The following is a 23,618-nucleotide window of genomic DNA, read 5'->3' on the forward strand; positions in this document are numbered from 1 at the left end:
TGGAGATCCCTAGTGGTGAGGGCCTTTGTGGTGAGGGGATGAATCCCCTCACCACAGGGTTCCCTTGTGTCCCAGGGCTCTGCGTTAACTAGAGGTAAGTGGTGGTCAGGCGTATGTCGGCCTCGACCAGATCCTTCGGCGGTGGCGTCGGTTCGATCCCGCACAACCGGGCGATGTTGTTGCCCAGGTAGTCTTCGAGATGATCCTCATCAATCCCCAACCCCTGCGGCGCCGGCGAGCACAACACCTCCAGTTCGCGCAGCCACATGCCCGGTTCGTTCGGCGGCGAGTCGGTGCCGAACACGATCTTGTTGCGCGGCAGTTCCTTGGCGAACTCGACGATCCGCGACTGAAAGCACCAGCCCGATTCGCAGTACACGTTTGGCGTGTCCATCGCCATCCAGAACGCCTCGAACGAGTAGTTGCCGCCGGTCTGGATACCGAAGTGACCGATGATGAAATTGACCATCGGGAACTCGCGGATGATCGGGTAGAACATCGTCGGAATCGTGTACGGGCCGTCGCCGGTGTGGATCAGCACAACAATGTTGTACTTGGCGCAGACCTTCATCGCCGGACGCAACCAGTCCAGCGCCCGGTCCGGGCGATAGCCGTGCATGTTGGCGTGCAGCTTGAGCATCTTGAAGCCGTATTCCTTGATGTGGAATTCCAGCTCCGCCGCACCGTTTTCCGGTCCCCAGCGCGGGTTGAAGTTGAAGTTGCCGATGAAACGGTCCGGGTATTTCACGCACAGTTCGGCGACGTACGACATATAGTCACGCACGCCCTCGCGGCCACGGCGGTTGCCGTCGCGGTAACCGGTGTTGCCCGGTGGCGGCTGGATGAAACCCATGTCGATGCGGCGCGGTTTGCCGTTGATCATGTACGGGCCGTCCATTAGCTTGAGCATGCGCTCGCCGGTGAACGGTTCGCCGGTGTGGCGCCAGGCCTCGTCGACCAGGTTGGTGGGGTGCAGATGGGTGTCGATGATCATCGGTTCAGCTCCTGGCCAGTTGCGTGGTGACGGGGCGCTTGAGTTGCGCCTCTGCTTCGGAAACGGAACGCGGCGGCGGGGTCGGTTCGAGGCCGATCATCCGCGCGGTGTTGTTGCCCAGGTACTCTTCGAGGGTGTCCTCGTCGAGGTTCAGGCCTTGCGGCGGTTCGTGGCACAGCACTTCGAGCAGGCGCAGCCACATGCCCGGTTCGTTCGGCGGGGTGTCGGTGCCGAACAGGATCTTGTGCGTCGGCAGAACCTTGGCGAACTCGACGATTCGCGATTGCAGGCACCAGCCGGATTCGCAGTAGACGTTGGGCAACTCCATTGCCCATTGCATCGGCTCAAACACGTAGACGCCGCCGGTCTGCACCCCGAAGTGGGCCATTATGAAATCGACGTTGGGGAATTCCTTGATCATCGGCACCCATTCCGACGGGATGCTGTACGGCCCGTCGCCGGTGTGCAGCTTGACCGGAATGCCCAGTTCGGCGCATTTCTCGAAGCACGGGCGCACCCAATCCAGTGCCCGGTCAGGCCGGTAGGCGTGCATGTTGGCCTGCATCTGGACCATCTTGAACCCGTGTTCCTTGACGTAGCGCTCGATCGCCTCGACGCCGTTTTCCACGCCGCAGCGCGGGTTGTAGACGAAGCAGCCGATGAAACGATCGGGGTAGGTCTGCACCATTTTCAGGGTGTAGGCCATGTAGGCGTCGATGGATTCACGGCCCGAGAGTTCGCCGTCGGTCCAGGTGTAAATGGTGTTGCCTTGCGGCGGCTGGATGAAGGCTTTGTCGATGCGGCGCGGCTTGCCGTTGACCATGTACGGGCCATCCATCATCTCCAGCAGACGCTCGCCGGTGAACGGGTCACCGTCATGCCTCCAGGCGAGGTCCACCAGATCGGTGGGATAGCAGCTGATATCGATGATCATTGCAGTCGATCTCCTGATAGCGGGGAAGGGAGCCTTGCGGCTCTCGGCATCCACGTCCCGGGCAATCGGCCATTTCTATGCGCAACACTCGCGCATTCCCTCGCCTGTTCGCATCCGGCCCGGGTGGGTGGCTGCTGGGGGCGAGTATTGGAAAGGGGGGAGGGGTTCGTACAATATTAATTGGGCGCGGTGGTGATACGTGTTCGATATGGGCGTGTCAAAAGCTACCCTGACCCCAGCCCTCTCCCGGAGGGAGAGGGTGCCGACCGAGTGGCCTTGCGCGATGCATCGACCTGGAAAACCGATTCGGTTATGGATTCAGAGCAGCACGTGCACGTCGGTGTAATTCGCCAATATTCCCCGATCAGTTGTCTCTCCCGTGGCGAGAGAGGCCGACCGAGTGGCCTTGCGCGATGCATCGACCTGATTAAACGATTCGGTTACGGATTCACAGCAGCAGTTGCACGTCGGTGTAACTCGCCAAAATTCCCAGATCAGTCCCCTCTACCTCTGGGAGAGGGGGCCGACCGAGTGATGCATCGACCTGATGAACCGATTCGGTTACGGATTCACAGCAGCAGGTGCACGTCGGTGTAATTCGCCAATATTCCCAGATCAGTCCCCTCTACCTCTGGGAGAGGGCTAGGGTGAGGGCTGGATTTCCTGTGTACGCATAGCCAACTGCTTGATCACTTCAACAACAGGCGCCACCCGCTCAGCCTGCCCGTGCGGCCATACCGCGTAGAGGTTGTAATGCGCGGCAATCTGCGCCTCGTTCAATGCCACCAGGCGCCCGCTGCGCAAGGCATCGGCGGCGAGTAATCCGCGCACCAGTGCGGCACCCACCCCGGCTTCAGCCGCCGCAATCAGGTTCGCCGCATTATCAAAAATCACTCGCGCCGGCGGTTCTACGGGCGGCATCCCCGCCGCATCCAGCCACGGAATCCATGAGCGCCGCGTATACCCCAACAGCGGCAGTTCAAGGATCTGCGCCGGGCTCAACGGCACGTGCAACCCATAACGCTCAAGCAACGCCGGCGAGGCCACCGCCATCACCCGGTCGCCACAGATCTGCGTCATCTCGCAGTCATCCCAATCGCCATAGCCATATCGCAATGCCAGATCTACCCGCTCAAACGTGCTGCGATCACTGCGCGGCATCGACAGCAGCGTCACTTCGTAATCCGGCAGGCCATCGAGCAGTTCGGGCAGGCGCGGATTGAGCCAGCTCTGCGCCAGTTCGCTGTCGACATCCAGGGTCAGGCGTTGTGCCACGCTGCGGTTCTTCACCGAGGACAGCGCGCGGTCGATCTGCGCCAGACCATCCGACAGCACACTGGCAAACAACTGCCCGGCATCGGTCAGGTTGCTACCGCCGCCTTCGCGCACGAACAGCGGCTGGCCGATGAACTCTTCCAGCGCGCGGATCTGCTGGCTGATGGCGCTGTGGGTCAGGTCGAGCTTGCGCGCGGCGCTGGAGAAACTGCCGCTGCGCGCCGCGTGGATAAACGCGCTCATGGACTGCACCGACGGGTATCGTTTGTACATGTTGTTAGTCCTGCTTACAGCGGTTGGCAGAAATCGTCGCTGGCCGGGGATTGTCGCGGCTTCCAATAATCGGTCACCAGGCCCGCACAAAGACGGGCCGCTCTTTGGGAGCCTGACAATGATTGCATTCACAGTTAACGGCGAACGACGCGAGCTGGATGAAGCGACCCCCTCCATGCCCTTGTTATGGGTACTGCGTGATCAACTGAAACTTACCGGCACCAAATTCGGCTGCGGCATGGGCCTGTGCGGTGCCTGCACCGTGCACCTGGACGGTGTTGCGGTGCGTTCCTGTCAGTTGCCGCTGGCCGCCGTCGCGGGGCACAGCGTCACCACCATCGAAGGTTTGTCGCCGACGCAAAGCCACCCGCTGCAACTGGCCTGGGTTGCCGAAGATGTTCCGCAATGTGGCTACTGTCAATCCGGGCAGATCATGTCTGCCGCCGCGCTGCTCAACACCGGTGCGGCGGTAACCGACGATTCGATTCGCAATGCAATGTCGGGAAATATCTGCCGTTGCGGCACTTACGGACGGATCAACAAAGCGATCAAACGCGCGGCGAATGCGCCGAAGGAGGCGTGATGAGCCGGCTCGACGAGACCTTGATCGAACCATCCCGACGGGTGTTTCTCAAGCAGGCGGCGACGCTGGCTTCGGGGCTGGCGATCGCCCTCTACCTGCCATCCGGTATCGCGGTCACGGACCCGAATGCCCCGGCCCCCGCCACAGAATTCGAGCCTAACGCCTGGGTACGGATCTTCCCCGATGGCACGGTGAGACTGGTGGTGCACAAACACGATTCCGGCACTGGCACGCAAACGGTGCTGGCCGCATGCGTGGCCGAGGAGCTGGACGTCAACCCCATGACCGTGCAGGTGATCACCCCCGAAGATCCGTTTTTCGAAACCTACATTCATCCGGTCTGGAAGGTATTTTCCACCGGCGGCAGCACCAGCGTTTCCCTCGAATACGATCGCTTGCGCATGGCCGGTGCGACGGCGCGGGCGCTGTTGATTAGCGCTGCAGCGAAACAGTGGAAAGTCAGCCCCGACAGTTGCACCACCGTGGAAGGTCGGGTGGTGCATGCATCGAGTAAACGCAGCCTCGGCTATGGCGAGTTGGTCGACGTGGCCGCGCGTCTTCCAGCGCCCGAAAAAGTCACGCTGAAGGATCCGGCCCAGTTCAAATACATCGGTAAGCTGCGCCACAAACGCGACGCGGCGGCCAAGGTCTGCGGACGCTTCAAGTACAGCAGCGACGTGCAATTGCCGGGGATGCTGGTGGCGGTGGTACAGCGGGCGCCGGTGGTCGGGGCGAAAGTCGTCAGCGTCGATTCGGCGGCAGCTTTGCAGGTGCCGGGCGTCCGTCAGGTGCTGGCGATTGCGGGGCGGCCCGATGTGCTCGGCGGTAACCTCGAGGGGGTCGCGGTGCTGGCCGAGACGTTCTGGGCCGCGCAGCAGGGCCGCAAGGTGCTGGAGATCAAGTGGAGCGATTCGCCGTTGGCAGGGTTCGACAGCGACCAGCTGTCTGCTGCGCAAGCCAACGCCATCCATGACCCCAAGGCACAAACCGTCAAGGCCATTAGCCACGGCGATGTCAGCACGCAATGGGCGCACGCGGCGAAGCTGATCGAAGCCGAGTACACCATGCCCTATAAAGTGCAGAACCCGCTGGAGCCGATCTGCATCACCGCGCAGGTCAAGGACCGGGCGATCACTTACTGGGGCGGTGTGCAGGTGCCGTCCTCGGCGCTGGAAGCGGCGCAAACCGTGTGCGGCATCGACAAGGCCAACGTCACGATCAACGAGCTGGTATCCGGCGGCAGCTTCGGTGCACGGGAAACCAAATACTGGTTGTTCGAAGTCGCGTACCTGGCGCAGAAGACTGGCGTGCCGGTGAAGCTGCTCAACAGCCGCGAAGATGAAATGCACGCGTTGTTCAATCACCCGGCCACGTTGCACCGGGTCAAAGGTGCGCTCGACACCCAAGGCAAACTCACCACGTTGCAACTGCATGCGGTGTCGCCGGCCTCCCCGGAACAATGGGAGCCGGGTTACTTCGAGCGTCCGGATCACATGGATTACAGCACCACCGAAGCGATCACTGCGTGGGACTTTGCCTACCGTCCGCCGCATCTGGAGCTGAACTGGGTCAAGCACGAAAGCCATGTGCCCAGCGGCTGGTATCGTTCGGTGAGCTTCATTCCCAACGTGTTCGCCGTGGAGAGTTTCATGGATGAGCTGGCCCATGCCGCTGGCGAAGATCCACTGGCGTTCAGGCTGGCCAACATGCAGGAACGGCCACGTCATGTGACCGTGCTCAAGCAGGCTGCCGAGCGCGCCGGTTGGGGTAAGCCGCTGCCACCGGGCACTGCGCTGGGGATCGCGACCCATCAGGGTTACACCAGTTTTATCGCGGTGGTTGCGCAGGTTGCGACGGTTGACGGCAAGGCCAGCGTCGAGAAGCTCACCTGCGTGGTCGATTGCGGTCTGGCCGTGTCGCCGGGCGGGGTCGAGGAGCAGATCTACGGCGGGCTGATGTGGGGCTTTGGCCATGCGTTGTTCGACCGCCTCGACATCAAGCAGGGCCGGGTGGTGCAGAGCAACTTCCACGACTACCGCGTGCCGCGCATGGCAGACATGCCGGCCACGGACATCGTGGTGCTGGACGGCGAGCCGGGCAAACCCGGTGGCGTCGGCGAGCTGGGCAGCCCGTCGGTGGCACCGGCGATTGCCAACGCCTTGTTTGCGCTGACCGGCGTGCGCCAGCGTTCGACACCGCTGAGCCTGGGATAAGCCGCCATGGACCTGCGCCTGCTGCGTTACTTCATGGCCCTGGCCGATGAGCTGCACTTCGGTCGCGCCGCCGAACGCCTGCACATCTGCCAGCCGCCGCTGAGTCAGCAGATTCGTCTGCTGGAAGAGGAATTGGGGACGCCGCTGTTCGAGCGCAGTCACCATCGGGTCGAGCTGACTGCGGCGGGGCAGATGCTCAAGGAGCAGGCGCCGCTGGTCTTCGAACAACTCGACCGGGCGCTCGACCTGACCCGCCAGACCGGGCGCGGGCAACTGGGCGAGCTGGAGATCGGCATGATCAGTTCGGTGATGGTCGGCGTGCTGCCCAAGGCTTTGCACCTGTTTCGCGAGCGTTATCCGCAGGTCAACTGGCGCCTGCACGAGATGACCCCGGCGGCGCAGGTCAAGGCGTTGAAAGAGAAACGCATTGATGCCTGTGTGTTTCGGGTCGGTTATGACGATCCGCAGTTGCGGAATGAGTTGCTGATCTACGAGCCGATTCACGTGGTCATGCCTGCGGATCATCCACTGGCGACGCGCGAGGTGCTGGCGCCGGCAGATCTGGCCCGGGAGCCGTTTGTGGCGCTGGAATTGAAACAGTCGCGGTTCGCCAACTTTCTCTATCAGTGCTGCGTTCAGGCCGGATTCACCCCGCAGATTCGTCAACAGGTCATTGAAGTGCAAACCCTGCTCAGTCTGGTCCGCGCCGGGTTTGGTGTGGCGCTGTTGCCGGCGTCCATCGAACAGCTGGCGCCGGCGGGGCTGGTGTTCCGCGCCTTGACCCCGGCGCTGCCGGAAGTGCCGCTGTACGCCACGTACCGCGCCGACGATGCCTCGCCAGTGCTCAAACTGTTTCTCGATACTCTGCGAGAACTTGTCGAAACCTCAGGCCAACACAAATCCCGGTAGGAGTGAGCCTGCAATGGATATGGGGTGGGGTGAAGAGGGTGGCACGATCGCGGGCGGCTGCGGTCGTAATCTTCACACGCGTATTACCTGTGGAGATCCAATGAGCCAGGAAGTCTTGACCACCGAAACCAATCGTCGCCAGTTGCAACAGATCATCGCCGGTTTGTCGGACGGGGTGATTCTGCTGGAGCTGGATCAGAGCATTCTCTGGGCCAACGAAGCGGCGCTGGCCATGCACGGGGTCAGCCGGATTGGTGAGCTGGGCACGAGTGCCGGCGAATACGCCAAGCGCTTCAGCCTGCGCTATCGCAATAACCACACCCTGCCACCGGAGAACTATCCGATCAGCCGCGTCGCTCGCTGCGAGGTGTTCAGTGATGTGCTGATCGAAGTGTCCGCCGTCGATGACCCGGAGCGCGTCTGGGTGCACAACGTGCGCAGCATGGTGCTCACCAACCGCGAAGGTCAGCCCGAGTCGCTGGTGCTGATCATGAGCGACGTCACCGATTGGGCCAACGCGGAGCAGCGTTTCGAAAGGACCTTCAACGCCAACCCGGCACCGGCGGTGATCTGTCGTCTCAGCGACTTGCGCTACATCAAGGTCAATCCGGGGTTTCTGGAGATGACCGGCTACACCCGCGATCAGGTGATTGGCACTTCCTCCTACGAAATCGACATTTTCGAGCAGGCCGAACACCGAGACCTGGCGATCCAGCGCTTGCGTGATGTCGCGACCATCCCGCAGATGCAAGCCGAACTGCGCTTGCCTGATGGCAGCAACAAGCAAGTGATCGTGGCCGGGCAGCCGCTGACGCTCAACGATGAGGATTGCATGCTGTTTTCCTTCGTCGACATGGAGTTGCGACGCAAGGCCGAAGTGGCGCTGCGCCAGAGCGAGGAGCGCTTCGCCAAGGCATTTCGGCTGAGCCCGGTGCCGATTCTGATTTGCAGCGCCGACGAGCAACAGGTGATTGATGTCAACCAGGCGTTCCTCGACACGCTGGCGTATGACAGCGCAGAGGTGCTGGGCAAAACCGTGACGCAGCTGGGTTTCATCGACGACAGCAGCACCCGGTCGCGGTTGTTGACGGCGCTGGAGCAGAACGGCCGGATTGATCGGGTCGATGTGCGGGTCCGCAAGAAGGATGTGGAGTTGCTTGAGTGCGCGGTGTCCGCCGATACCGTCAACATTCAGGACACGCGCTGTTATTTGCTGGTGCTGATGGACATCACCGAGCGCAAACGCACCGAGCTTGAACTGGTCGCGGCGATTGAAGAGGTGATGAAAGATGCCTCCTGGTTCAGCCGCACGCTGATTGAGAAGCTGGCCAATGTGAAGAAGATCAACGCGCCACAGCTGCCGAGTGTTTCGTTCACCGATCTGACGGCGCGTGAACGCGATGTGCTGGGGTTGATCTGTGAAGGGCTGGCTGACAAGGAGATTGCAGCGCGGCTGAAACTGGCGCCGAACACGGTGCGCAATCATGTGGCGACGGTGTATTCCAAACTCGATGTGCATAGCCGCAGCGAGGCGATTGTCTGGGCGCGGGAGCGTGGGTTGTTTTCCGGTGAGTGGAGCAGCAAGAATCAGCGGTAGGTGCAAATGCACTAGTTGAATCAGTGCAAATGGAGGTGTTGGCTCAAGGGGGCTGTTCTTAGTCTGGTGGGGTGCGATACGAGCCATTCGGGTTCGGGATCGCGTCCCTTCGAAGTAACTATAGGAACAGCCCCATGATGAATATTGCGCAGTTGCGCGCGCGGCTGGAACACAGCTTTTCACCGCTGGCGTGCGAATGTCTGGTGGATGGTGACCATTCCTTGACGGTGAAGCTTTATCACCCGGGGTCGGGGCAGGTCGATCTGGTGATCAGTGGGTTGAAGCTGGATTCTCTGCGTACGCCTGAGGCGGTGCAGGGGTTGATTGACGAGTTGCGGTATGAGCTTGAGAGTTTTTCTTTGCGCTCTTCTCGGGATCCTGATTTGGCCTAGGGTTGGGGGTGTGAGACTTGGCGGCCTTTGGGCCGACCATGTTCTTGGGGGTTGGGTGTATATCCGTTTTTTGGGGTGTGGCGGCTGGCGGTTTCGCCCTTACGGCGACTCACTTTTTTGACAAACGCCTCAAAAAAGTAAGCAAAAAAAGGCTTGCCCCAGCGTTCGGCCCGCTCGCTGGGGCTCGGGGTTCCTTCGTTGCGGGTTTCATCCGGGGGCATCGCCTCCGGTTTGCTTCGCTGCACCTCCTCTCGATGTATGCGGCTTCGCCGCACGGCGCTCCGCGCCTGCCCCCCGGATGAATCCCTCCACTCAGCCTGCCGAAGGGGCCTGAAGATCAAGATCAAAAGCAGGCGAGCTGACACTCGGCCTATTGGTTGGCTCGGTTATTGTGGGAGACAGTGGCGGCCTGACAGCCGACCATGCTCTAACTGAATGCACTCAAACCAACTGTGGGAGCTGGCTTGCCAGCGAAGGCGGCCTGATAACCGACCATGCTCTAACTGAATGCACTCAAACCAACTGTGGGAGCTGGCTTGCCAGCGATGGCGGCCTGACAGCCGACCAGGGTTCGGCTGTGCCGAAAAGCAAAATCGACAGCCAGGCATGTCTTCGGCGGCGGGTTTACTGGCGGTTACAGGGGGCTCGGCTATAAAGAATGAGTGGTCAGGTCTTCCGTGTTGGGTTGTGCGCGGGAGTGGGTCTCCCTTTATCGCGGGTCGTCCTATGAACAATCTTGGGAAACGCGTGTGTTCGCCGCTGTCGCTGGTTTTTTCCGTAGCGTTGCTGGCCGGTTGTGCCAGTCCGCCGCCACCTCCACCGGCCGCGCCGCCTCCGCCGCCGGTACGCACCTGTCAGGTGCTTGAGAACACTCAAGTGGCCGGCGACATGTATGTCGACGGGCAAACCACTCGTCACATCACCACGACCCGTTGCGTCACTCAATAGCGCCGGCGGGGCGCAAGTCTCGGGTTGAGCGGATTGTGCTGGTGGCCGACCTGGCCGGTACGGCGGTGTTTGCTGTCGAGGGTGCGATTGCGGCAATGCACAGTCAGCTCGATTTGCTCGGGGTGATGGTGATTGCGTTTATTGTCGCGCTTGGCGGCGGGGTGACCCGTGACGTGCTGATCGGTGCCACGCCGCCCAACGCCGTGGCCGACTGGCGTTATCCGGCGCTGGCGTTTTTCATGGGCGGGCTGGCGTTTGTCTGTCATGAGCAGGTGTTGGGCTGGTCCGGTTCAACCCTGATCGTACTGGACGCGGCGGGGCTGGCGCTGTTTGCCGTGGCCGGGGCGCAGAAGGCGTTGAATTTCGGGATCACGCCGTTTGTGGCGATGCTGATGGGCACGATCACCGGCGTCGGTGGCGGGGTGATTCGCGACATTGTGCTGGCGCGGATACCCGTGGTGTTGCAGGCGGATTTGTATGCCAGTTCGGCGTTTGTCGGTGCAGCGGTGTTGATCATGGGCCGCAGGCTGGGCGTTTCGCCGGTAGCGGCGGCGTTGCTGGCGGGAGCGGCGTGTCTGACGCTGCGGTTGCTCTCGGTGCATTTCGGCTGGCAGTTACCGAAGGTCCTCGATGCCTGATTCAAGCAACGACCTGTGGGAGCGAGCTTGCTCGCGAAGGCGTAGTGTCAATCGACAATGATTGGGTTGACACACCGCATTCGCGAGCAAGCTCGCTCCCACAGGGTTAATCATTTGCCGTTTAACTCAGGACAGAAACCCACCGTCCACATTCAGCGCAACCCCGGTGGTATAGCTCGACGCATCACTCGCCAGGTACAGCACCGCCCCGGCCATTTCACTCGGATCAGCCACACGCTTGAGCGGAATTTGCGTCAGCGCCTGCTTGAGGATTGCATCGTTCTTCACCAGCGCCGAGGCGAATTTGGTGTCGGTCAGGCCCGGCAGCAGGGCGTTGCAGCGGATGCCGAATTGCGCGCATTCCTTGGCGAAGACCTTGGTCATGTTGATCACAGCAGCCTTGGTCACCGAGTAGATGCCCTGGAAGATCCCCGGCGAAATGCCGTTGATCGACGCGACGTTGATGATGCTGCCACCACCGTTCTCGCGCATCAGCTTGCCGGCTTCGACCGACATGAAGAAATAGCCGCGGATGTTTACATCGACGGTCTTCTGGAACGCACCCAGATCGGTGTCGAGCACGTTGCAGAACTGCGGGTTGGTCGCAGCGTTGTTCACCAGAATATCCAGGCGGCCGAACTGTTCCTTGATCCCGGCGAACACCTGGCTGATCTGTTCCATTTCACCGATATGGCAGGCCACGGCGGTGGCTTTGCCGCCGGCGGCGATGATCGCATCGGCGACGTGCTGGCAGCCTTCGAGCTTGCGGCTCGAAACGATCACGTGGGCGCCTTGCTGGGCCAGCAGTTTGGCGATGGCTTCACCGATGCCACGGCTGGCGCCGGAAACAAAAGCGATCTTGCCGTCGAGGTCGAACAACTGAGTCTTGGACATAGGGGTTCCTTGGTGTGGGCCGTCAGAGGCTCGATTTCGCAATGACCTGCAGGCTCATCTGCTCCAGCAGTTTGTTCATGTGAATGAACTGCGCGAAGCGTTTGTCCTGGGTCTGGCCATGGTAGAAGCGGTAGTAGATCTGCTGCACGATGCCGGCCAGGCGGAACAGACCGTAGGTGTAGTAGAAGTCGAAATTGTCGATCTGGATGCCCGAGCGTTCGGCGTAGTAGTCGACGAACTCGCGGCGGGTGAGCATGCCTGGCGCGTGGCTCGGCTGACGGCGCATCAGTTGCACCGGTGCCGGATCGCCGGCTTCGATCCAGTAGGCGAGGGTGTTGCCCAGGTCCATCAGCGGATCGCCGAGGGTGGTCAGTTCCCAGTCGAGCACGCCGATGATCTGCATCGGGTTGTCCGGGTCGAGGATGACGTTGTCGAAGCGGTAGTCGTTGTGGACGATGCTCGAGGTCGGGTGATCGGCCGGCATCTTGTCGTTGAGCCAGGCTTTGACGGCTTCCCAGTGCGGTGCGTCCGGGGTCAGGGCTTTTTCGTAGCGTTCGCTCCAGCCCTTGATCTGACGGGCAACGTAGCCTTCCGGCTTGCCCAGATCGCCGAGGCCGCAAGCGTTGTAGTCGACCCGGTGCAGCTCGACGAAGCGGTCAATGAAACTTTTGCACAGTGCTTCGGTTTTCGCCGCATCGAGGCCCAGCTCCGGCGGCAGTTCCGAGCGCAGGATGATGCCCTTGACCCGTTCCATCACGTAGAACTCGGCGCCGATCACCGCTTCGTCGGTGCAGTGCACGTAGGCTTTCGGGCAGTACGGAAAACCGTCGCGCAATTGATTGAGGATACGAAATTCGCGGCCCATGTCGTGGGCGGATTTGGCCTTGTGGCCGAACGGCGGACGGCGCAGGACGAACTCCTGCTCCGGGTATTCCAGCAGGTAGGTCAGGTTCGACGCGCCGCCGGGAAACTGGCTGATCGCAGGTAAGCCGCTCAGGCCCGGAATATGCGCCTTGAGGTACGGATCAATCAGGCTGGCATCGAGTTCTTCGCCAGAGCGGATACGGGTGGACTGGTCAGTAAGCGCCATGCTTATCCCTTCTGCTTATTTTGGAGGCCAGACATCATTGGCTAATCTAATGGCGCGCTCGGGCGGTCACAAGCGCGGGTCGGTCTTATAGGTTAGCGTGTTGCCGGATAATCACCTTTGGGAATGTGCGCGAGGAGCCGCAGCAGACTAAGGTTTAGCGGGTATGCCGTGTCCACGAAGGAGTCGGGAAATGGGCTGTCCGCAAGTCTGTGCCACCGCCACATTGCAATGCAGCTTTGGCGCCGCGCCGTCGATGCTCAATGTGCTGCCAGTGAACCGCACGCTGACCGGCGGCATGCCGGCGGCGAACATCATGGATCACATCCCGCTGGTCAATATCCTGCCGTTCGGAGTGTGCATGAGCATGGCCAATCCTATGGTGGCGGCGGCAACCGCTGCGGCGCTTGGGGTGTTGACGCCGATGCCGTGCATTCCGGCGACGGCCACACCGTGGATCCCCGGTGGCGCGCCGACGTTGTTATTGGGCGGCATGCCGGCGATTGATGCCAACAGCACCTTGATGTGCAACTGGGCGGGGGTGATCAAGATCGCCATGCCGGGGCAGATGCAGATGCTCATCCCCTGAACCGCTAACCCTCACCCCAGCCCTCTCCCAGAGGGAGAGGGGGCAGACCAAGATGTCTGTCGCGATACATCGACCTGAACGACCGAGCCGATGATGGATTCACTGCATACCTTTCACGCCGGCGTAACTCGCCAATCTCCCCCGATCAGTTCCCTCTCCGTCGAGGAGAGGGAGAGTGAGCCGACCAAAATGTCTATCGCGATACATCGACCTGAACGACCGAGCCGATGATGGATTCACTGCATACCTTTCACGCCGGCATAACTCGCCAATCTCCCCCGATCAGTTCCCTCTCTCTCGGGGAGAGTGAGCCGACCAAGGTGTCTATCGCGATACATCGACCTGAACGACCGAGCCGATGATGGATTCACTGCATACCTTTCACGCCGGCGTAACTCGCCAATCTCCCCCGATCAATTCCCTCTCCCTCGTGGAGAGTGAGCCGACCAAGGTGTCTATCGCGATACATCGACCTGAACGACCGAGTCGATTATGGATTCACTGCATACCTTTCACGTCGGCGTAACTCGCCAATCTCCCCCGATCAGTTCCCTCTCCCTCGGGGAGAGGGTTAGGGTGAGGGGCTTTCCAAGGTTCTCAGGCCTGCTGCGGATCCGCCCACTGCCGATACCACCACCGCACCCGCGAAATCGGCTTGCCATCCGCTCCCAGCGGCCGGCCATCCTCGGCAAAGCCTTGCTCCGGCTCCAGCAACTGCCCGTTCACATACCGCGCCTCGGCCGCCGGTTTGCCATTGGGATGAAAGCGCTGATAACGCCCCTCACGCACACCATCGCGATAAAACTCCGCCTCAGCCACTTGTCCGTCAGGAAAGTAATTGAACGCCTCGCCATGCAGCAACCCACGGCGGTAGGTCGCCTTGCGTTGCAACCAGCCCTCTGCGGAATAGAAACTCGCGACGCCTTGCACCTTGTCGCGCACAAATGGCATCTGCGCCGAGACCTTGCCATTGGGGTGATAGAGCAGGGAGGTTCCTTGCAGCACCCCGGCGCTGTAGTTGAGGTCTGCCTGCTTGCGCCCGTCATCCTTGATCTGCAGCGGCCCGTCGAGCTGGCCCTCCTGCAGACGTCCCTTGAGCTGCTTGTCATCCTGCTGCAGATCCAGCGGTGTGATCGCCATGAGTGCTCCCTGTCAGTTGACTTGCACCAGCCCGCCCTTGATGGTCAGCATGCCGCCACCATCGACAGTCTGCGAAGCCGCGCCCTTGTTGGTCAGGCTTATCCCGGCATCGTTGGTCAGTGTGGTACCGGCCTTGTTGTCCAGCGATGTACCGGCCTGATTGGTCAAGGCAGTTCCGGCCTTGTGGGTGATCGAGGTACTGGCCGACGTGGCCAGATCGGCGCCACTTTTGATGGTGAAGCTGCCGCCACTTTGCAGGGTCAGGGTGCCGCTGACCTTGATCGTCAGGTTGCCGTCGACGGTCAGGCTGTAATCGCCGGTGACTTTGTCGGTGTAGTTGCCGCCGGTGCTGTGATTCTGATCGGCACCGACTTTCACCGTGCGGCTGTCCTTGACGTCCAGGGTGTCGCTGCCGGTCTGAATCGTGACGCTGCGTTTGCCTTTCTCCAGGGTTACGGTCTCGTCGCCGTCCTTGACCGTGCGGGTGCGTGCATTCTGTACGGTGAGGGTTTCGTCGTGGCCGACGGTGGCGGTGGTGTCGTTGAGGACATTGATCTTCAGGTCTTTCTGCGCCTGCAAAAACACCTCTTCGGCATCCTTCTTGTCCTCAAAACGCAGCTCGTTGAAACCACCGCCACCCTTGGATGACTGCGTCTTGATCCCCGAATGGGTCTGATTGGCCGGCAAGGCGTAGGGCAGGGCGTTGTCGCCGTTGTACACGCAACCGGTGACCAGCGGCCGGTCGGGATCGCCGTCGATAAAGGTCACGATGACTTCCTGACCGATGCGCGGAATGAACTGCATGCCGAAGCCTTTGCCGCTCCACGGCAACACCACACGCACCCAGCAGGAACTGGTTTCATCGTTCTTGCCGTCGCGATCCCACGGGAACTGCAACTTGATCCGGCCGTACTCGTCGGTCCAGATTTCTTCGCCAGACTTGCCCACGACAATGGCGGTCTGCGGATGCATGCGCGGTTTCGGCGTGGTGCGTTGCGCGCGGAACGGCGTGGCTTTGGGGATCGCTTCAAAACGGTTGCGATAGCGTTCGTGGCTGACGTCATGGGTGACCCGCGTCACCACCCAGTCGATATTCAGGCTCGCGTCTTCATGCCCGTCGAGGGTGAACCAGTGCCCCGGCACCAGCCAGCGACAGTCGCTTTCACCGACAAAACGTTTCTCTTCGCTGCGCAAACCCTCAACCCGTTGCTTGGTCAGCGCATCGCCCCGGGCCTTGGCGTTGTAACCGCCCGGATGCTCGTAGATCGAACGCGGCCCGGCCACCGCTTCCGCCTGGCCATACAGCGATGTGGTTGGCGTGGTGAATTCGTAATCCGTGGCCCGATACACTCCGGCCACCGCTTGCAGGCACACCTGCCCGGCGCGAATTCCGTGTAACTCACGTTCACCCATTCCCTGACCCAGATACTTGACCTTCGGCCCGTTGGGGATCGCTACGAAGGCGTCGTTGCTGTCACCGAGCACCAGCGTGTGTTTGCCGCTGTCGTGGGTGAAAAACCAGAAAATGCCGTCTTCTTCCAGCAACCGCGAAACAAATGCGAAATCGGTTTCGCCGTACTGCACGCAGTATTCGCGCGGTGTGTAACTGCCGCTCAGCGACAGCTTGAAATCGGTAAAGCCGTGGGCCTTGAAAATCGTCGTGACGATGTCCGAGGTGGCGAGGTTCTGGAACACCCGGTTATTGCTCGCCAGGGTCAGCCACCACAGCCACGGCCTTAACAGCAACTGGTAGCGCTCGGCCGTGGCATCGGCGGGCAGTTGGCGGATTTCGGCAACCAGCGCATCGTACGGGCGCAGTTGCGCGTCATTGTGCAGGGTGGTGGTGACGTGGGTGGCAATGGCACTGGTCAGCGTCAGAGAGGCGCCGTCATTCACGCCGTTGAGGGTTTGCGATCCGAGTGAGTTGAGGGCTTCTTCACCGGACAGTGATTCAGGATAAAGCGCCGACAGCGAGGGGGCGGTGAGGGAGAGGGTGGTGTTGCTGTCAGTCGAGCGAGTCATGAGCAATCTCGAGGGGGGGAAAACTATTCATAGTCGATACCCGTTACATACAGCGTGAGCTTTGCGCTGCTGCCGATTGCTCCGGACACGGCGGGAAATTCGATGATGGCCGGCCATGTCACGCCAATCTGTTTCTTGAAGCGAAAATGCCCTGTCAGATTGCTCGTTGATGTCACCCGCAAAGTCTTTGCGCTCGTCCAGGCCCAATACGTAGCGTCAAGCGGAGCTTCCATCTCTACCGGTGAAGACTTGAAGGAGCCAAAACGCAGGGTTATCCGCTGCTCACCGGCGCCGAGCCGGTTTTTCAATGCGGCACTCAGATAGGGATCTTCTGCGATATGCACGAGAAAGGTCGCTTCTTCATCATGTCGTTTGCCGAAGTAAAATACCGGGAAGTGGTCACTCCGAATTACGTCGCCATAACTGATACGTCTGATGGCTTTATAACCGCCGGTACCGTTCGGGATGCACTGCGCTCGGCCGTCGCATTCGCAATTCCAGCGATAGGTATCTGTGACGTAGGCGTAGTCGAGAACCCGAGGGGTGGCAACATACTCGTCCTCGCAGATGCCCTCATCCCACCGATAGCTTGTATTCCAGCTTTCCTGGGAACGCACGGGCACATCAATGCCTTGTTCGTCGTCGAACACATACTCGACATTGTTGCGCCAATCCAGTCTGGCCTCCTTGAGCGTCTTGTTGGTGATCTGAATATGGGTGCCGGCTGTAGCGGGTGGGACGGGCTTCAGCGGTCTGTGCTCGGGAGGCCTGATTTCCTTGTGATTCTCGTGAGGCTCGGCATTCAGGTCGCCGCCGAAGAAAATCAGTTCGCGAAATTTTTCACGCTTGTTGGCAACGATGAAGTTGATGGTTTCGGCCGTGATTTCGGCCGCCTTATAAGATGAGTTGGCATGATAGAAGGCCAGGGCGTCGCCATTGTATTTATGTCGTATGACGATCGGTGCGCGCCGCTCGGAAGCGCCCAGTATGTAGTCGGAGAGCATCTCGAAGGCTCCTGCCAGTTCATTGCGCACGAACACCATCGAACCTAAAGTCGTGTCGATTCGCGCGCCGCCCTCGTTGTCCAGCGCATGCACCAACCGGTATCCGCGCGATTCCAGCAACTTCTCTGCGCTGACATTGGGCGCCCCGGTCGTGCCCGTTTCAAAGAGTGCAAGAATATCGGGCCGCTTGAGCAGCAATACTTTGCTCAGGTAAGCGGCCTTTGCCTGGTATGCCTCTGATTCTTTTTTGCTCTGGTTATGGAAGTGCTGCGTGTTCCATATAAGAATTTTGTAGGGCATCGCGAATACCTGCAAAGAAGTCGAACACTTACGAGAAAGGGCGCGACGCAGCTTTTCCTGTGTCGTTCACTCTAAAACCCACTCCGCCAGTTTCCCTGTCACCTGCGTCATCAACACGTTCTCGACATCCCGCGCACCCGCCGCGCTGCACTTGGCGAGTACCGCTTTAACGATTCCCGAATCAAACTCGAATTGTTTGCCCGTTGCCGCCTTGTAACGGCCCCGCAGTTTTTCCAGTTTCGCCAACACAATCCCCTCCAGCGTCGCTTCATCCAGCGGTCGATAGGCGACCACGGTCATGCGCGCCAGAAACGCCGGGCGGAAGGCTTGCAAGAGGACTTTGTGCAGTGCCTCGTTGAAGGCATCCGAGCCGAGTTGCGCGGCGGGTGTATCCAGCAAAAGCTCCGCGCCGACGTTGCTGGTGGCGAGCATCACAGTGTTTTTGAAGTCCACCACCAAGCCGGTGCCATCCTCCATCAAGCCCTTGTCGAAAACGTTGTAGAACGCTTCGAGCACATCCGGATGGGCCTTCTCGATTTCGTCCAGCAGTACCACCGAATACGGTTTGCGTCGCACCGCTTCGGTCAGTACGCCGCCGCTGCCATAACCGACATAACCGGGTGGCGCGCCTTTGAGTTGGCTTACGGTGTGGGCTTCCTGATATTCGGAAAGGTTGATGCTGATCAGGTTGCGTTCGCCGCCGTACAAGGCGTCGGCGAGTGCATACGCAGTTTCGGTTTTGCCTACGCCTGTGGGGCCGACCAGCAGGAACACACCGACCGGTTTCTGTGGATCGGTCAGGCCCGCGCGATACGCCTGCAAGCGCTGGGCGATGGTGTTGAGCGCGGTGCTCTGGCCCATCACCCGTTGACCCATGCGGGTGCCGAGGGTGCGTACCGCGTGGGCTTCGTCGGCGAGCATTTTGCCAACGGGGATGCCGGTCCAGCCGGCGATCACCGCAGCGACGGTTTTTGCGTCGACCTGTTCGGGCACCAGCGGATCGTCCTGGCGAATCGCGTCCAGTCCCGCCTCGAGGCGCAGCAGTTCGGCGGCCAGGTGGTCGATGCGGCTGTCGGTGGCTTCATCGGGTTTGTCGCTGTCGGCGCGTTCGCTCAAGTCGAGCAATTCGCGGCGGGTGTCGAGCAGTTCGCGCACGGCCACGCGTTCTTCGCTCCAGCGGGTTTCCAGTTCGCGGATCGCCTGCACGTTGCCCTGCGATTCGCTTTCCAGCAGGGTGATGCGTTCGCGGTGATCGAGGCCTGTGGCTTGCTCGCGGCGCAGGCGTTCGACTTCGTCCTTGAGGCTGTTTTGCCGATGACGCAGGCTTTCCAGCGGCGGCGGCACATCGTGCTGGCCGAGGGCGACGCGGGCACACGCGGTGTCGAGCACGCTGATGGCCTTGTCCGGTAACTGGCGACCGGAGATGTAGCGGTGCGAGAGTTTCACCGCTTCGTGGATCGCCGCATCGAGCACTTGCACGCCGTGGTGCTGTTCAAGTTTGGCGGCAACGCCACGGAGCATTTCCACGGCGGTGATTTCGTCCGGCTCTTCCACCTGCACCAGTTGAAAACGACGGGCGAGGGCCGGGTCTTTCTCGAAGTATTTTTTGTACTCCATCCACGTTGTGGCCGCGAGCGTGCGCAACTCGCCACGGGCCAGCGCCGGCTTCAGCAGGTTGGCCGCATCGCTGCCACCCTCGGCACCGCCGGCACCGATCAGGGTGTGGGCTTCGTCGATGAACAGGATGATCGGTTTGTCGGCACTGCGGACCGCGTCGATCACGCCTTTGAGCCGTTGTTCGAACTCGCCTTTGACCCCGGCGCCGGCCTGCAACAGGCCTAGGTCGAGCACACGCAGGCTGACCTCCTGCAACGACGGCGGCACGTCACCGGCGGCGATGCGCAAGGCCAGGCCTTCGACCACGGCGGTTTTGCCCACGCCCGGTGCGCCGACCAGAATCGGGTTGTTCTGCCGGCGGCGTAGCAGGATGTCGATGCATTGGCGGATTTCGCCATCGCGACCCACGATCGGGTCGATGCGCCCGGCATGGGCATCGGCGGTCAGATCCTGGGTGTATTGATCCAGCACCGAATCCTGGCGTGGCGCAGGATTTCCAGAGGAAGCCGCGGAACGCGAGCCGACATGTTCACGGGAGTTTTCGGTCCACTCCAGCAAGTTCGCCCGCAGCGCTTCTTTGGGAATTCGCAGTAACGACGAGGCGCTGTTGAGCAGCAGACTGCGGCGCTCATCACGGTCAATCAGTGCCAGCAATAACAACCCGGAACGAATGCTTTCGAGCCCCAGCACACTGGCCTGCACCACCGCATCTTCGAGCAGGCCCAAGGTGTGCGATGACAGTGCTGGCGTGCGCGTGCTGCCGGCCTTGAACAGGTCGAGTGCCTTGTTGATTTCCGCACTCAGCGCATCCCGTTCCAGCCCGAAACGCGGCAGCAGAAAAGCAAAGTCGCCACCCTCGATGTCGAGCAATTCCAGCAGCAGGTGTTCGATCTCGACAAAGTGATGGCCGCGCTGCAAACAGCGTTGCGCGGCGCGTTCGAGGGCGCGGCGGTTGTCCGGGTTGAGGCGTCCGATCAGGCTGGCCAGTTCCATTTTCAGGTGATCTCCAGCTGACGCAGACGGGTTTCGATGCGTTGCACGGCAAGGCTGGCCTGGCGTTGCAGACCGCCGTTCCAGCTCAGCAGCGTCGGCACCTGCCGGCCGAGTTTCAGCGGCCCGGCACCGCGCACCAGCAACACCAGTTTCACGTCCAGATCCGGGCCGAAATACAATGCGGCAAGGCTGGCCAGCGCCGGATGCACTTCGCCATCGGGCAGGAACCGTGCGGCCTGCGCCGACGGCAATGGCCCGAGTGTCAGGCGAATGCCGGCGTGCTCATCCCAGACCCGCGTGCCGGCCACCGCTGTACGGCCCAATTGCAGGTTGCGGCCGCCGGCCTGCATCAGGCTGCGGCTGGCCACTGGAATTTCGCGCCAGGCACCTTCGTAGGCACTCAGCGCGACCGGCACGGCAAACTGTTCGCGGACAATCGCCGCGAACCCGGCCAGCGAACGGCGGCCATCGGCGAACAACGCGGTGCAGGCCAGCACCGCGCAATCCGGCACGGCCTGGCGCTCCTGCAACGACTTGGGTAACAACCCGGTCAGTGCGCGCAATTGCGCCTGCACCGGCGACGCTCCCGGCGTGACGAAACCCAAGGCTATCCGGTGTTTGCGCATCACCTTGTACAGCAGGCTGAGCAGGCGATGCTGGAACAGATCGAGGAACTCGGCCGGCGCATGATCCTTGGCCCGGGCGCGTTGTTGCAGCCATTCCTGATAGGCGTAGGGCAGGGGGCCGTCGGGACCGCCGAGGCCGAACACCGGCGTGTCGAGGGTCAGCGGCTCGCCCGGCGCTTCGCGCAGGCTTTCGATCTGGCTGGCGGCGAACATCGGCGTCAACGGCCCACGCAGTTTCACCGCTTCGGCCTGGGGCGAAGTGCCGCTGCCGAGGGATTCGGCCTGCGGCTGTTCGCGCTCCAGCAGCAACAGCGCCTGCAACAACTCGAACGCCTGCGGATCGCGGCGCAGACGCTGGCTCAGGGTCAGAGCGACAGGGGCATGCCGGCTTGGGGTTGCCATGCCTTGACCTCCTTGTCGTCCTGTATCAATACCGTGCGCACAAAGCGATTGGCCGTGGCGTACAGCGAAAAGAACTGCGCCAGCACGGCGCAAAACAACACCGCGCTACTGCCGACAAAGTGCTGCGGATCGAGCTGCACTTGCACCTCCAGACCATTGCGCCAACCGCGCCAGGCGTCAGCCCCGACGTGACCGATGATCCGCTCGGCATGCAGGCTCAACAGGCCTTCGATCTGGCGCAGGGCACTGGCTTCATCGCGCAGGTTGTGCAACTGCAGAATTTCTTTCAGCGCATCGAGCGCCTGTGGGCCTTCGACCAGTGACAGGTGATTGAGGGTCAGTTGCGACACCAGTCGCCAGCGTGAATCACCGTCCAGCCGTGGCAGACTTTGTGGGCTGGGCGGATTGCGCAGACGCGCCCAGGCCACAGGTCCCGGGCGCTCGAATCCCAACGGTGTGCCGGCCGGCAGGCTTTGCGCCAGGTGGCGATTGGTGCAGAGCAGTTCGGCGGTGAGGCTGTAATCGGGCAAGTCCGTCTGCGGCTCGAAGCGGGTGTCGACCACGCTGACCAACAGGTCGCTGCCGAGGCGGTTCGGTGTCATGCCGCTGACCCGTCGTGCATGCCAGTAACGCTGCTGATCGCCACCGCTGTGCTGACTGCCGTAGTAGGCCGGCAAGCGTTGCACCCCCGCGCTAGAGCTGGCGCGCATGCCGCGAATGCTGTGGATCTCCACGCTGTTCTCGCGGTGGCTGTCGGCAATCAGGCGGTATTCGCTGTGGGTCCCATCGGGACGCAGCGGCTCGGAGGTCCGCGGAAACAGGTTGATCACCGGCGCGCAACCGAGGGCGATATCACTGGCCTGCAAATGCAGGCGACTGCCCGGAGCGCGGTCGAAGACGATGTACAGATACAGTGTCTGGCTGTCGCTGGTCACGCCGCGCAAGGGCAGGTCGAAGAAGTGGAATTTGTCCGCAAAGGCAAAGTATTCGGCCAGCAGGCGCATGCCCGGATGCACACCGTCTTCGTCGGGTAACAGCGCTTCGTCGTCGGCAAATCCGACAATCTTCGGCAGACCTTTCAGCGGCGTCGGAACGCTGCCCGGTGAGCCGGCCAGAACCTGCATCGCATGCGCACCGAGCAAGTCATAGAGGCAGGCATTGATCACCGGCGACGCTGCCAGGTGAATGCGCAACTGTTCGATGCCGAGCCCCGCCCATTGGCTTTCGCCCAGGCAGCGCAGGCTCAGTCGCAAGGCCGAGCGCGACTGTGCAACACCCGTCAGCGCCTGGGCTTCGTCACTGCCGAGGATCAAGGCTTCAGTCACTTCGACAGGCCACAAGTGCACGGCAGCCGTGCTGCGAAAGTGAATGCTCTGGCCCTTGTCGGTGGTGACGAATAATGGCGTGTCGCGGGGCAGGGGATAGCCTTCGTCGAGATTGCCTTTGCTCGGGTCCGGCTCGAACTGGACGATGGCGCAGGAGGGCAGCGGGCGCATGGCCAAGGGGTAAAGCTGTTCGAGCAGCGCGTCGCTGAATTCGGCGTAATCGTCATCCAGGCGTCGTTGTAGACGGGCTGCAAGCAGGGCAAAGCCTTCCAGCAAACGTTCGACATGCGGGTCGGGGCATTCACCGGGTGACAACTCCAGGCGCCGCGCGACTTTCGGATAGCGTTCGGCAAACTGGCTGCCGGCGTGTCGCAGCCAGGTCAGTTCGCGTTGGTAGTAATCGAGCAGTTGCGCGTCAATCGAGTCGCTCATGGCGCACCTCCAGGCCCTGGCCGCCGGGCTCGATGACAAATGCCACCGGCCAGTGTTGCTGGCCACTGCGCAACTCGCCGAGCAGGCGAATGCTCAATTGTTGCGGGTGTTCGGGCACCGGATTGACCTGCACCTCGCCGAGTTTCAGGCGCGGTTCGAAATGGGTGATGGCTTCGCGGATGTCCCGCGCCAGTTGCCGGCGGTCATCGCTGCGCTGTTGTTGCAAGGCGCTCCAGTCGGCGATGCCGTAGTCGATCACGCTGGGCGGCCGGGTCAGTGGGCGTGAGCCGCGACGGGTGTTGAACAGGCGCCCGAGCTCGGCATGCACCGAGTCGAGCAACGCCTGCCGATCAAACTCCCGTGCGCCCTCGGCCTCGCTGGACGCGAGGCGTTCGAACAGCGGCGCGCGGATCCCGGTGCCAGCCATGGCC

General features: G+C 61.5%; 20 protein-coding genes. 8 read left to right on the forward strand and 12 right to left on the reverse strand.

The window, feature by feature from the left end:
- Positions 1-88: 88 nt before the first annotated feature.
- The 3 genes from HV782_RS11865 to HV782_RS11875 all read right to left on the reverse strand — a co-directional run bounded on the left by HV782_RS11865 (position 89) and on the right by HV782_RS11875 (position 3,476).
- A complete protein-coding gene (locus HV782_RS11865) occupies positions 89-994 on the reverse strand; it encodes an amidohydrolase family protein (RefSeq protein WP_003224037.1) in 906 nt (301 codons plus the stop codon).
- A 4-nt stretch (positions 995-998) separates the two neighbouring features.
- Entirely contained in the window at positions 999-1,928 is a 930-nt protein-coding gene (locus tag HV782_RS11870) for an amidohydrolase family protein (protein WP_095047475.1), read from the reverse strand.
- Between the two features lie 642 nt (positions 1,929-2,570).
- The gene (locus HV782_RS11875; protein WP_128615186.1) at positions 2,571-3,476 is read right to left on the reverse strand and encodes a LysR substrate-binding domain-containing protein; all 906 of its coding nucleotides are present in this window, start codon (positions 3,474-3,476) and stop codon (positions 2,571-2,573) included.
- 118 nt (positions 3,477-3,594) lie between these two features.
- Between HV782_RS11875 and HV782_RS11880 the strand changes: the two genes are divergently transcribed.
- The 7 genes from HV782_RS11880 to HV782_RS11910 all read left to right on the forward strand — a co-directional run bounded on the left by HV782_RS11880 (position 3,595) and on the right by HV782_RS11910 (position 10,756).
- Entirely contained in the window at positions 3,595-4,059 is a 465-nt protein-coding gene (locus HV782_RS11880; protein WP_128615187.1) for a (2Fe-2S)-binding protein, read from the forward strand.
- Positions 4,059-6,272, forward strand: a complete 2,214-nt coding sequence (locus HV782_RS11885; RefSeq protein WP_186747636.1) for a xanthine dehydrogenase family protein molybdopterin-binding subunit — start codon at positions 4,059-4,061, stop codon at positions 6,270-6,272. Before HV782_RS11880 ends, HV782_RS11885 begins: the two co-directional genes overlap by 1 nt.
- Positions 6,273-6,278: 6 nt before the next feature.
- The gene (locus HV782_RS11890; protein ID WP_186747638.1) at positions 6,279-7,181 is read left to right on the forward strand and encodes a LysR substrate-binding domain-containing protein; all 903 of its coding nucleotides are present in this window, start codon (positions 6,279-6,281) and stop codon (positions 7,179-7,181) included.
- 100 nt (positions 7,182-7,281) lie between these two features.
- Positions 7,282-8,778: a helix-turn-helix transcriptional regulator gene (locus HV782_RS11895; RefSeq protein WP_186747641.1), complete on the forward strand. Its 1,497-nt coding sequence runs from the start codon at positions 7,282-7,284 to the stop codon at positions 8,776-8,778.
- Positions 8,779-8,912: 134 nt separating this feature from the next.
- Positions 8,913-9,170, forward strand: a complete 258-nt coding sequence (locus HV782_RS11900; RefSeq protein ID WP_123467658.1) for a DUF1652 domain-containing protein — start codon at positions 8,913-8,915, stop codon at positions 9,168-9,170.
- 726 nt (positions 9,171-9,896) lie between these two features.
- Positions 9,897-10,118 (forward strand): hypothetical protein, encoded by a 222-nt coding sequence (locus HV782_RS11905; protein WP_128616307.1) that lies wholly within the window; start codon positions 9,897-9,899, stop codon positions 10,116-10,118.
- On the forward strand, positions 10,103-10,756 hold the full coding sequence (locus HV782_RS11910) for a trimeric intracellular cation channel family protein (protein WP_189655927.1): 654 nt from the start codon (positions 10,103-10,105) through the stop codon (positions 10,754-10,756). Before HV782_RS11905 ends, HV782_RS11910 begins: the two co-directional genes overlap by 16 nt.
- A 126-nt stretch (positions 10,757-10,882) precedes the next feature.
- Here HV782_RS11910 and HV782_RS11915 read toward each other — a convergent pair whose 3' ends face one another.
- Together HV782_RS11915 and HV782_RS11920 are read right to left on the reverse strand one after the other, a co-directional pair.
- Positions 10,883-11,650 carry an SDR family oxidoreductase gene (locus HV782_RS11915; RefSeq protein WP_041480848.1) on the reverse strand — a complete coding sequence of 256 codons (768 nt, stop codon included), beginning with the start codon at positions 11,648-11,650 and terminating at the stop codon, positions 10,883-10,885.
- 22 nt (positions 11,651-11,672) lie between these two features.
- Positions 11,673-12,740, reverse strand: coding sequence for a phosphotransferase family protein (locus tag HV782_RS11920; RefSeq protein WP_186747643.1), 1,068 nt, complete (start codon positions 12,738-12,740; stop codon positions 11,673-11,675).
- A 190-nt stretch (positions 12,741-12,930) separates the two neighbouring features.
- Here HV782_RS11920 and HV782_RS11925 point away from each other — a divergent pair, with 190 nt between their 5' ends.
- Positions 12,931-13,326, forward strand: a complete 396-nt coding sequence (locus tag HV782_RS11925) for a DUF4280 domain-containing protein (RefSeq protein ID WP_008083980.1) — start codon at positions 12,931-12,933, stop codon at positions 13,324-13,326.
- 597 nt (positions 13,327-13,923) lie between these two features.
- Here the strand turns inward: HV782_RS11925 and HV782_RS11930 are convergent.
- The 7 genes from HV782_RS11930 to tssE form a co-directional block, all read right to left on the reverse strand.
- On the reverse strand, positions 13,924-14,466 hold the full coding sequence (locus HV782_RS11930) for a toxin-antitoxin system YwqK family antitoxin (RefSeq protein WP_123467665.1): 543 nt from the start codon (positions 14,464-14,466) through the stop codon (positions 13,924-13,926).
- A gap of 12 nt (positions 14,467-14,478) precedes the next feature.
- The gene (locus tag HV782_RS11935; RefSeq protein ID WP_186747645.1) at positions 14,479-16,488 is read right to left on the reverse strand and encodes a type VI secretion system Vgr family protein; all 2,010 of its coding nucleotides are present in this window, start codon (positions 16,486-16,488) and stop codon (positions 14,479-14,481) included.
- A gap of 23 nt (positions 16,489-16,511) precedes the next feature.
- A complete protein-coding gene (locus tag HV782_RS11940; RefSeq protein WP_186747647.1) occupies positions 16,512-17,792 on the reverse strand; it encodes an endonuclease/exonuclease/phosphatase family protein in 1,281 nt (426 codons plus the stop codon).
- 66 nt (positions 17,793-17,858) lie between these two features.
- On the reverse strand, positions 17,859-20,402 hold the full coding sequence (gene tssH, locus HV782_RS11945; RefSeq protein WP_186747650.1) for a type VI secretion system ATPase TssH: 2,544 nt from the start codon (positions 20,400-20,402) through the stop codon (positions 17,859-17,861).
- Positions 20,403-20,404: 2 nt separating this feature from the next.
- Entirely contained in the window at positions 20,405-21,430 is a 1,026-nt protein-coding gene (tssG, locus tag HV782_RS11950; RefSeq protein ID WP_128615333.1) for a type VI secretion system baseplate subunit TssG, read from the reverse strand.
- Positions 21,394-23,187: a type VI secretion system baseplate subunit TssF gene (tssF, locus tag HV782_RS11955; protein WP_186747660.1), complete on the reverse strand. Its 1,794-nt coding sequence runs from the start codon at positions 23,185-23,187 to the stop codon at positions 21,394-21,396. The genes tssG and tssF overlap by 37 nt, the downstream gene beginning before the upstream one ends.
- The gene (tssE, locus tag HV782_RS11960; protein ID WP_123467679.1) at positions 23,171-23,614 is read right to left on the reverse strand and encodes a type VI secretion system baseplate subunit TssE; all 444 of its coding nucleotides are present in this window, start codon (positions 23,612-23,614) and stop codon (positions 23,171-23,173) included. The genes tssF and tssE overlap by 17 nt, the downstream gene beginning before the upstream one ends.
- Positions 23,615-23,618 lie beyond the last annotated feature (4 nt).

The sequence above is a fragment of the Pseudomonas monsensis genome (assembly GCF_014268495.2).
GTDB lineage: Bacteria > Pseudomonadota > Gammaproteobacteria > Pseudomonadales > Pseudomonadaceae > Aquipseudomonas > Aquipseudomonas monsensis.